This is a genomic window from Ruegeria sp. F5 (assembly GCF_056533845.1).
Genome location: NZ_JBQFOU010000019.1, coordinates 15,726 through 26,347 on the forward strand (window position 1 = coordinate 15,726; position 10,622 = coordinate 26,347).

The 10,622-nt window shown below is 60.0% G+C and carries 10 protein-coding genes; 3 read left to right on the forward strand and 7 right to left on the reverse strand.

Annotated elements, in window-relative coordinates; translation table 11 throughout:
* Positions 1–72 precede the first annotated feature (72 nt).
* Entirely contained in the window at positions 73–2,580 is a 2,508-nt protein-coding gene (locus ACR0K1_RS21095; protein WP_480851799.1) for a GcvT family protein, read from the forward strand.
* A gap of 66 nt (positions 2,581–2,646) precedes the next feature.
* Here the strand turns inward: ACR0K1_RS21095 and ACR0K1_RS21100 are convergent, their stop codons facing one another.
* A complete protein-coding gene (locus ACR0K1_RS21100; RefSeq protein WP_480612571.1) occupies positions 2,647–3,300 on the reverse strand; it encodes a DUF938 domain-containing protein in 654 nt (217 codons plus the stop codon).
* A complete protein-coding gene (locus ACR0K1_RS21105; protein ID WP_480851800.1) occupies positions 3,297–4,370 on the reverse strand; it encodes an NAD(P)/FAD-dependent oxidoreductase in 1,074 nt (357 codons plus the stop codon). Before ACR0K1_RS21105 ends, ACR0K1_RS21100 begins: the two co-directional genes overlap by 4 nt.
* Positions 4,371–4,545: 175 nt before the next feature.
* On the opposite strand from ACR0K1_RS21105, the gene ACR0K1_RS21110 reads away from it, so the two are divergent.
* Together ACR0K1_RS21110 and ACR0K1_RS21115 are read left to right on the forward strand one after the other, a co-directional pair.
* Positions 4,546–4,953, forward strand: coding sequence for a hypothetical protein (locus tag ACR0K1_RS21110; RefSeq protein WP_480612569.1), 408 nt, complete (start codon positions 4,546–4,548; stop codon positions 4,951–4,953).
* A 3-nt stretch (positions 4,954–4,956) separates the two neighbouring features.
* Entirely contained in the window at positions 4,957–6,189 is a 1,233-nt protein-coding gene (locus ACR0K1_RS21115; protein WP_480612568.1) for an HlyD family secretion protein, read from the forward strand.
* Positions 6,190–6,451: 262 nt separating this feature from the next.
* Here the strand turns inward: ACR0K1_RS21115 and ACR0K1_RS21120 are convergent, their stop codons facing one another.
* From ACR0K1_RS21120 to ACR0K1_RS21140, 5 genes are all read right to left on the reverse strand, one after another.
* Positions 6,452–7,114, reverse strand: a complete 663-nt coding sequence (locus ACR0K1_RS21120; RefSeq protein WP_480851801.1) for a helix-turn-helix domain-containing protein — start codon at positions 7,112–7,114, stop codon at positions 6,452–6,454.
* A gap of 47 nt (positions 7,115–7,161) precedes the next feature.
* On the reverse strand, positions 7,162–7,305 hold the full coding sequence (locus ACR0K1_RS21125) for a hypothetical protein (RefSeq protein WP_480612566.1): 144 nt from the start codon (positions 7,303–7,305) through the stop codon (positions 7,162–7,164).
* 180 nt (positions 7,306–7,485) lie between these two features.
* Positions 7,486–8,559 (reverse strand): BMP family ABC transporter substrate-binding protein, encoded by a 1,074-nt coding sequence (locus tag ACR0K1_RS21130; RefSeq protein WP_480612565.1) that lies wholly within the window; start codon positions 8,557–8,559, stop codon positions 7,486–7,488.
* Positions 8,560–8,591: 32 nt separating this feature from the next.
* Entirely contained in the window at positions 8,592–9,512 is a 921-nt protein-coding gene (locus ACR0K1_RS21135; protein WP_480612564.1) for an ABC transporter permease, read from the reverse strand.
* Between the two features lies 1 nt (position 9,513).
* Entirely contained in the window at positions 9,514–10,596 is a 1,083-nt protein-coding gene (locus ACR0K1_RS21140) for an ABC transporter permease (RefSeq protein WP_480851802.1), read from the reverse strand.
* Between the last annotated feature and the right edge of the window lie 26 nt (positions 10,597–10,622).

The following is a 10,622-nucleotide window of genomic DNA, read 5'->3' on the forward strand; positions in this document are numbered from 1 at the left end:
GGATGAATGTCGCGTTTGCTGTCCGAAGTGCGCCATATGGTGTCAACTTAATTCAAGGGGAGACACCCGGCTATGAAAACCCAAGTCAAAGCACTGGTTGTTGGCGGCGGCGCCATCGGGACCTCGATTGCCTATCACCTGGCCAAGGCGGGCTGGGACGATGTGATGCTGATCGAACGGGATGAGTTGACCTCTGGCTCGACCTGGCACGCGGCGGGTCTGCTGCCGCTGTTCAACATGTCCTATGCGACGACCCATATCCACAAATACTCGGTCGATTTCTACAAGACGCTGGAAGAGGAAACCGGCCTGAACGCGGGTTTCGCCGTGGTTGGCAACCTGCGCATGGCGCAGACGCAAGACCGCATGGACGAATACATGCTCTATGCCTCGACGGCCGAGACCTGTGACGTCAAATACGAATGGCTGACGCCCGACCAGATCAAGGAACGCTGGCCGCTGATCGAAACCGGCGATCTGAAAGGCGCGATCTACCACACCGAGGACGGTTACATTAACCCGGCCGATGTGACGCAGGCGATGGCCAAGGGCGCCCGTCAGCGCGGCGTCGATATCGTCCGCAAGATGCAGGCCGATGCCTTCCATTGGACCGGCACCCACTGGGAAGTCACCTGCACCAAGATGGTCGAGCAGGGCGGCAACCTTGTGCCTTCGGACGAGCAGGTCGTCATCAGTGCCGAGCATGTGGTGACCGCCAGCGGCAACCACGCGCAGCGCACCGCCAAGATGCTGGGCATCAAGATGCCGGCGATCCCGGTCGAGCACACTTTCATCGTCATGGACAAGGACCCCGAGCTGGTCAAATGGCGTGAGGCTGGCAACCCCGAACACCCCGTTGTGCGCGACGCCGACAACGAATCCTATGCGCGCGAGGAACGTGGCGGCTGGATTTTGGGCATCTACGAACACGGTGCCCCTGCGCGGTTCGAATACGGCGTACCCGACAGCTTCCGCGCCGACCTGTTTCCGCTGGATCTGGACCGGATCGCCGAGCAATATATGGCGATGGCCGAACGCGTGCCCTCCTGCGCCGAATCTGGCCTGAAGGACGATTTCAACGGCCCGATCTGCTACACGCCTGATGGCAACCCGCTGGTTGGTCCCGCTCCGGGTCTGCGCAACATGTGGCTGGCCGAGGGCTTCTCGTTCGGCATCACCGCTGCGGGTGGCACCGGCTATTATCTGGCGCAGATGATGGTCGATGGCGAAGCTGAAATTGACATGGCCTCGCTGGACCCCAAACGGTATTCGTCCAACTGGATGACCACCGAATTTGCGGCCCGCAAGAACGAAGAATGCTACGAGCACGTCTATATCCTGCACCACCCCGACGAAGAGCGTGAAGCCTGCCGTCCGCTGCGCACCGTTCCGGCTTATGACCGCCAAAAGGCGCGCGGCGCGCAGTTCGGTTGGGTCAATGGTTGGGAACGTCCGAACTATTTCGGCCCGCTGGATGCACCTGACAATTTCGACAAAGAGGCGCGCAGCTTCCGCCGTGGCGGCTGGTGGCAATACGCCGTCGAAGAAGCCAAAGCGATCCGCGAGGGCGTCGGTCTGATCGACGCATCGGCCTTCACCAAGCATGTGGTCAAAGGCCCCGGTGCGACTGCATTCCTTGACTGGTTCACCTGCAACAAGCTGCCCAAAGTTGGTCGCATCAACCTGACCTACGCGCTGACCGCGCACGGCACCACCCGCACCGAATACACCATCGTCCGCAATGGCGAGAACAACTATTACCTCGTCTCTGCCGGTGCCTGGACCGAGTATGACGCCGACTATCTGCGCAAGGCGGCCGAGGACAAGATGGAGGAGTTCGGTTACATCGAGATCCAGGATGTGACTACCCAGTGGGGCGTTTTTGCCATCGCCGGACCCAAATCGCGGGACGTGCTGAAAGAGGTCATCAAGGATGCCGATCCGGACACCGCATTGTCCAACAAGCGCTTCCCGTGGCTGTCGGCCCGCCAGATCGAACTGGGCATGTGCCCGGTCAATGCGATCCGCGTGGCTTATACCGGTGAGTTGGGCTGGGAACTGCACCATCCCGTAGAGATGCAGAACTATCTGTTCGATCTGCTGGAAAAAGCCGGTGAGAAACACGGGATGAAGCTGGTCGGCGCCCGCGCCCAGAACTGGCTGCGGCAAGAGAAATCCTATCGCGCCTTCGGCAACGAACTGGGCCGCGACGCGACCCCGCTGGAAGCCGACCTGCCGCGCTTTGTCGATCTGTCCAAGGATTTCTACGGCAAAGCCAAGCTGGAAGAGACCGGCGTGCGCGTCAAATGCTGCACCCTGCTGATCGACGGACCGGACGATGCCGACCCCTGGGGCCGCGAGGCGCTGTATACGCCCGAAGGCGAGCGCGTGGGCCGTCTGACCTCGGGCGGGTATTCGGTGGCCTTCGGGAAATCCATCGGCATGGGCTATGTGAAGCCTGATCTGGCGGTCGAGGGCACCAGGCTGAAGGTCAAGATGCAGGACAAGCTGTGGGATGCGGTCGTGACCTGCGACAGCCCCTATGACCCGAAGAACGAGACCATCCGCAAGGACGGCTGATCATTCGGCCAACCTTGCCAGCAGGACCAAAGTCAAAGCCCGCTTCGGCGGGCTTTGTTGTTTGGATCATCCGGCAGGCTTTTCCGCGATGAAGGCAAGGTTGTTCGCGGGCATCTCGATCACATCCAGAACCCGCAAACCTGACTGCCCCAAATGCTCGGAAATTTGGCCGTCATTCTTGTATCCGATGCTGGCGTCCTGTTGGATCAAGGCTGCGTGAAACCGGATGTCACCCTCGCTCGTCAGCGCGCCGTTTCGCATGAAAGGCCCATAGAGTATGAAACGCCCCTTCGGGCGCAGCGCTTTGGCGGCCTCGTCAATCAGGAGTTCGGTTTCCGGCCAGGAAATCAGATGGATCAGGTTGATCAGGACAATCAGATCCTGCCCACCCAGATCAGTGTGCCAGCCCGGAACCAGGGCATTCAGCTCAACCGCTTTGGCGACATTGGGCAATCCCGCCGAATAGGCGTCGATACTGGCCCGGCGTTCCGTATCAATCTCGGTCGGTTGCCACGAGAGGTCCGGCAACCGCCGGGCAAAGGCGGCCACGTGCTGGCCGGTTCCGCTGGCGATTTCCAGCGCCTTGCCAATGGCGGGGGCAGTCCTGTCCAGCAAATCGCACAGCGCGTCGCAGTTTCGCGTGGCAGCTGGTGCGACCAGACGCGCGCCCTCGGCCCGAACAGCGCTGCCCGCGCGATTAGGCAAAGGCCGCTTGTTCATGCCCGTAACCTGTCCGGACGCAACGCGGCAACCACGTCGGGGGCGAGCTCTGTCGTATCTCCGGTGACCAGCGCCGCCACCAGTGCAGAGGCCGCCGGCGAGGTCTGGAACCCGTAGCCGCCTTGTCCCGCCGACCAGACGAATGTGGGCTCAGCCGGGTCCGGCCCCAGTACCAGAGTTCCATCCGGGGCAAAGCTGCGCAGACCGGCCCAGGTGACCTCGACCCGTGTTACCGGTTCGGTAACGACGTCCTCGTACCGGGCCAGACCTTCGGCCAGAACCATGTCGTCGGCATAAGCGTCCTGAGGCGGCACCGGGTCCGCCTCGGACGGGGACACCAGCAGTTTTCCGGCATCCGGCTTGGCGTACCAGGTCTCGTCCGCGCCCAGCATCATTGGCCATTTGGCCGTGTCATGCCCGCCCGGGGCAGGGATGCGGGCCATGGACCGGCGGCGCGGTGTGATCCCAATCGGCTGGATACCCGCCATGGCAGCGATTTCGTCGACCCACGCCCCGGCGGCGTTGATCAGGTAACGGGCCTCATAACTCTCATCGGCATCGACCACCCAATGCGCGGCCTTACGGATTGCGCTGACCTTGCGCCTGGTCAGAACCTGACCGCCATTCCGGCGGATCGTCCGGGCGAAATCCTGCAGCAGCCGGTCTGTGTCGATGTCAAAGGCCGCCTCGCTAACGGCGGCAAAGCCAAGACGTTCCGGGTTCAGGATCGGAATCCGGGCAATCGCCTGATCCGGCGTGATGTTTTGCAGGTTCAGATCTGTGGCATCTTTTGCAAAAACCTCGGCCTGCTCTTTGGTGCCAACCAGCATCAGCCCGCGCGGGCTGAGATAGCCGCCGTTTTCCGACCTCAGGAATTCGGCACCGGCCTTGTTCAGTTCCACCACCGATTCCGGACCATAGTTTTTCTCAAACAACGCCGCAGACCGGCCCGAGGCGTGGTAGCCAAGCGCGTCTTCCGCCTCGAGCACGGCCACGCGGCCATGCTCCGACAGGCGCGCACCGGCGCTCAGGCCCGCGATGCCGCCGCCAATGACAAGAAAATCAATCATGTCATTCCGCCCCGGCAGCGGGCTTTGCCCCGGCAAAATCGGATGGGAAATGGAAAAACATCGGCACCGCGCAACAATCCTGAAGCTTCTGATAAGCGTGTGCCAGACTATAAGCAGGCTTGAATTTGCCTATCAACCCATCCAAACATTGATGCATCATAAGCAGGAGGGCAGGGTGAGCACCGCAGATTTACACCCGATGGCCACAGGACATATTCCGTCCTATGTGACCCAGGCGGACGGAAGCGATTTTCTTTTTACATTCATGCTCATATTCACGGTCATCGTGATCGTGCTGATCGGGGTGGGGTATTTCACCCTGCATTCGATCCCGGAAAAGATCGCGCATGAATCCAACCATCCCCAGTTCCAACTGGTTGGGATACTGGCGCTTTTGGCCCTGTTTACTCATAACGGGCTGTTCTGGGTTGCGGCCATTCTGGTAGCAGGGTTCCAGTTCCCCGACTTTGCCGCCCCGCTGCGCGGGATAGCCGATGCGATCCGATCTCTGGCACCGCAACGCGCACCGGAACCGCCTGCGGACCTGCCCGACCCCGAACCCACCGCGCCGCAGGAGCAGTAAGTCATGCTTGAAACACTGATGTGCGCGCTTATTACCGTGCTGCCCGATTACCTGTTCCGCCGCTTCGTTCAGGGCAAGCGGATCGGGCACGAGATCACCCTGTTCACCATGTGGTACGAGCTGCGGTGGGGTCTGACGACCTGTGCCATTCTGGCGCTGACCGTGATCACCACATTGTTCTATTTCCACCCGTCCAGCAGCACCGCCGCATCCTATTTCCGGACCGTGACGATCCTGCCCCAGCTTGGTGGGCGGGTGTCCGAGGTGTATGTCCGCAACAACGAACAGGTCACAGCGGGCCAGCCGATTTTCCGGATCGAGGATTTCACCCAGACCGCTCAGGTCGAGGCTGCGCATGCCCAGATTGCGCAGGTTCAGGCCTCGCTGAAAGTGGCCGAGACGGATCTGGCCGAGGCGGAAGCCGGTATAGCCGGTGCCCGTGCGGCGCTGGATCAGTCGCTTGAGGATCTGGAGCGCAACACCACCCTGCGCGACGAAGGCTCAAGCGCGGTGCGTCTGGCCGAGATCGAGCGGCTTGAGAACCTTGTCGAAGAGCGTGAGGCGCAGGTGGTTGCGGCCCAGTCGCAACGCGCTGCGGTCGTGCAGCAGATCGAAGAACTGATCCCCGCGCAACTGGCCAGTGCCAACGCGCAACTGGATGCGGCCCTGACCGAGTTGGACAAGACGGTGATCAATGCCGGAGTGACCGGCCGGATCGAACAGTTCGGCCTGCAGGTGGGCGACTATGTCAGCCCGCTGCTGCGCCCCGCCGGTATTCTGGTGCCCTCGAACCTTGGCCGCGACCGGTTTCAGGCGGCGTTCAACCAGCTTTCCGCACAGGTCATCAAGCCCGGCATGATCGGAGAGCTTGGGTGCATGACCAAGCCCTTCACCGTGATCCCGATGGTCGTGGTCGAGGTGCAGGACGTGATCCCCTCGGGCCAGTTCCGGCCTTCGGACGAGTTGCGGGATGTGCAGAACAACACGGTTCCCGGCTCGATCCTCGTCTATATGGAGCCGCTCTATAAGGGCATGGCCGACAAGGTCCCGCCGGGCAGCAATTGTCTGGCGAATGTCTACACCGACAACCACGAACGGCTCGAACACGAAGACCTGGGCTTCTGGGAAAGCGCATTCCTGCATGTGGTCGATACGATTGGCGTGGTCCACGCCGCAGGCCTGCGCCTGCGCCTGATCCTGATGCCGGTGAATACGCTGGTGCTGAGCGGGCATTGAAGCCGAAATTCGCCATCAAGCGGTGGGTCGGACCCACGGCTTGATGGCTACCCACCCCATACCCCTTAGTGAAGAGCCTGCCGTCGCGTGTTAGGCTCGGGCTCGGGTCGTCTCGTTCGGACCTTGACGGTTCGTGCGCGGCGCGGCGGCAAAAGGCCGGATCGCGCGGCGTGCTGTTTAGCTCACAAACCTGACGCAGGGACTGTGTTTCAGGCGCTGCCGGAATTTGCCCTTTCGGGCGGTTTGGTTGTGGAGTTGCAGATTACTCTGCGAGTCTAAACTCCACAAGGTCATCCAGTTTGTACCCATGGGAGAGCAGTGCCTCGGTCACGAGATATGGTAGTTGTTTGAGTGACGGGAAGAGTTTGGTGTTGTCGCCACTTGCGAGTCGCAGTGCCAGGTCTCGTAGCTTGTTCAGGTTCGCAATGTACACAGCCTCATCAATGGTGTCGTTCAGAAACCATGCAGCCAGCCGATCCGTGATCAGAGGCATCGGGCCCGTAATTTTATTGCGTTCCGGGTAAGGAGCTAGTGTGGTCTCTATAACCAGAGCAAACTGATCAGCGCCCTGACGATGGATCGAGGCGCGCAGCGTCTGCGTTACATCATTCTGCGGAACGCCCCGAAACTTCTCGCGCAAAATCAACTTGCCTTCGACGCGGACAAACTTTCTAGGCTCTTCTTGGGTGGCTGCAGTCTGATAGAGTTTGAACGGTGTGCGCCGCAGGTGTTCACCGAATTTCTTCAGCAAGGGCGCAATATCCTTGCGTTTAGCAAGAAGTTCCCCGCTCTTCCACTTACTGACAGTGGACTGGCTCACGTTACACAGAGAGGCAATTGTCGTCTGCCGCATCCCGTGTTCCGATGCGATTCGGATCAGTTTTTCAGTGTCAGCGTAAAACTCGTTGCTTCTTTTGGCGCTCATTTCTTATCCTTAAGTGGGCCGGGCACCTGAAAGCGCCCGGCCGAAAGTCATGACTTTTTGGTACTGATCGTTTTGCGGTTCGGGTTCAGTTGTCCACCGCGATGACCTTGGGCTTTCGCATGGGTCTTGTTCTGTCCCGGCGAGCCCTTGTTGGGGTTTTTGATGTCTGCATTGTGGTTCGGCTTTTTCATGTCGTGCTCCTTTGATGTGTGACACGACTTGTTGGTAGCTTTTCTGCCGGATCGGCATAACGGAGCCAACTGGAATATTTTGGAATACTTGAAATATCAGAATTTCAGACCGGACTATTCTGCAAAAAAGGGGCCCGCGCGATGCGCGAGCCACTTTTTTGTTTCAAGTTGTCAGCCCGATTACTGCGGAATCTCGCCTTCCAGCCCTTCGACAAAGAAGTTCAGACCGGCCAGAGTGCCGTCATCCGCCACTTCGCCGTCTCCCAGCCAGTCGCTGCCGTCCTGCTTTTTGATAGGACCGGTGAAGGGATGGTATTCGCCGGACGCAATGGCTTCTTTCATTGCCAGGGCCTCGGCCTTGACATCTTCGGGTACGGCACTGGAAATCTCGCCGATCCCGACCATGCCTTTCTGGATGCCGTCCCAGGTGTCAATGCTCTCCCAATTGCCATTCATGACGGCTTCGGTGCGAGCGATGTAATACGGAGTCCAGTTGTCGATGATCGAGCTGACACGGGGATGTGGCGCATATTCCGCCATGTCCGCAGCCTGACCGAAGCCGATGACGTTGCCAGCTTCCTGCATCGCCGCCAAAGGTGCGGTCGAGTCCGTGTGCTGCAGGATCACGTCAGCGCCCTGCTCGATCAGAACGGTGGCGGCATCGGCTTCTTTTGACGGATCGAGCCAGGTGTAAATCCAGATAACCTTGAAATCGACTTCAGGGTTTACCTTTTTGGCGTGCAGGTAGGCCGAGTTGATGCCCCGGATCACTTCGGGGATCGGGTAGGAGCCGATATAGCCCACGATGTTGGACTCGGTCATTTTGCCCGCAATGTGGCCCTGGACCGCGCGGCCTTCATAGAAGCGGGCGGAATAGGTGGACACATTGTCTGCCCGTTTGTAACCGGTGGCGTGTTCGAACTTCACGTTCGGGAATTTTTTGGCCACGTTGATCGTCGGATCCATGAAGCCGAACGAGGTCGAGAAAATCAGGTCGGCCCCTTCCAGCGCCATTTGCGTCATGGCGCGTTCGGCATCGGGCCCTTCGGCCACGTTTTCCTGAAACACCAGTTCGACCTGGTCGCCGAAATGTTCCTGCATTTCTTTGGCCGAGTGATGGTGGTGCTGGTTCCATCCGCCGTCATTGATCGAGCCGACATAAATAAAACCGACCTTGGTCTTGTCCTGGGCGAGGGCGCCGGTCGCAAGACCAAGCGCAATCGCGGCTGTCGTCAGAAGTGATCTGAATTTCATGTAGTTACTCCCCAAGTTGGTACAGTTGGCCTCTAGTGCGAGGCATGAAAGGTTCGGCCCAATGCGGCAGGTGCGCTGCTCTTGTCGGCCGAAAGGATCACAAGCACAAGGATCGTGATGATGTAGGGCGACATTGCCAGATACTCGACAGGAATGGCAACGCCCGCTGCCTGCAAATTAAGCTGCAATACGGTGATGCCGCCGAACAAATAGGCACCCAGCAGGACACGCCATGGCTTCCAGCTGGCAAAGACCACCAGCGCAAGGGCGATCCAGCCAATTCCGGCGGTCATGCCATCGGTCCATTGAGGCACGCGGATCAGGCTGATATAGCCGCCACCCAGGCCTGCACAGGCACCGCCGAACAGGATCGCCATGAAGCGGATTTTGATCACCTTGTACCCCAGTGCATGCGCTGCATCGTGGTTTTCGCCCACCGCCCGGAGGATCAGACCGACGCGGGTGTATTTCAGCACAGCCCAGACAGCGGCGGTCAGCGCGATACCGACATAGAGGATCGGGTCATGCTGGAACAGGATCGGGCCAATGACCGGGATGTCGCTGATCACCGGGATGTGGATCTCTCCCATGTCCGGAGGTTTGATGCCCACATAGCTCTGGCCCATCAGCGCACTGAATCCCAGACCAAACAGCGTCAGGGCCAGACCGCTTGCCACCTGATTGGCCAGCGCCACCTGCGTCAGCAGCACGAACAGCAGCGACAGCACCGCGCCGCCAATGGCGGCCGCGATAAAGCCCAGCCAGGGGGATCCGGTCTCGACCGAGATCGCAAAGCCGCTGATCGCGCCGACAATCATCATCCCCTCGACGCCGAGGTTCAGAACGCCCGCCTTTTCGACGACCAGCTCGCCGATCGCGGCCAGCAGCAGGGGGGTTGCAGCCACCATCAGCGAGGCGACCAGAAGGACGGGATTGATTTCACCAAGGTCCATATCACGCTACCTCGCTACGAGCCGCACGGATGCGGTAGTTTGTCAGAAGATCGAAAGCCAGCAGGAAGAACAGGAGCATGCCCTGAAACACCTGAATGGCAGCGGCGGGCAGGCCCAGCTGGGACTGCGCGATTTCACCGCCAATATAGGTCAGCGCCATCAGGCCACCGGCCAACAGGATGCCCACCGGATGCAGGCGGCCCAGAAAGGCCACAATGATTGCGGTAAAGCCATAGCCCACGTTAAAGTCGATGCTGACCACGCCCGCGGGCCCGGACACCTCGAACATCCCCGCCAGACCAGCCAGCGCGCCGGACAGACCCAGACAGAACAGGATCAGACGCGCCGGATTCACACCAGCGAATTTCGCCGCACGCGGCGCTTCGCCTGTCAGGCGGATGTGAAAGCCCAGCATATGCCGGTTCAGCAGCACATAGGCAAAGATCACCGCGATCAGCGCTGTCACCACACCCCAGTGCATCCCCGACCCGGCGATCAGTTCGGCATTATGCGCGCTTTCATAGGATTGCAGGTTGCGCGACCCGGGGAACCCGAAGCCCTCGGGGTTCTTTAGCAGACCCAACGAGACCGAGGCCAGCATCTGTTCGGCGACATAGACCAGCATCAAAGACACCAGAATCTCATTCGTCCCGAACCGCACCTTCAGAAAGGCCGGGATCATCGCCCAAAGCCAGCCGCCAAACGCGCCCGCGATCACCATGATCGGAAAGATGTAAAACGCATCCAGCGGGTAAAAGGCCAAGCCGGCACCAGCGCCAAAGATCGCGCCCATGATGTATTGCCCCTCGGCCCCGATATTCCAGATACCGGCGCGGAACCCCAGCGACAGGCCGATGGCGATCAGCACCAGAGGCGCGCCCTTCACCAGCAATTGCGGGCGGTAATAAAAGGAAAATTCGCCGAACAGGGGCTCCCAGAAAATGGTTCCGATGGCCTCGACCGGGTTCTTGCCCAGAATGGCGAACAGAATGCCGCCAAACACCATCGTCGCGATCACCGCGACCAGAGGTGTGGCGTAAGACCACGCCTTGGACGGCTGCGGCCGTTTCTCCAACACAATCATCTGCTCATCCCCCGCCTGTCTTCATC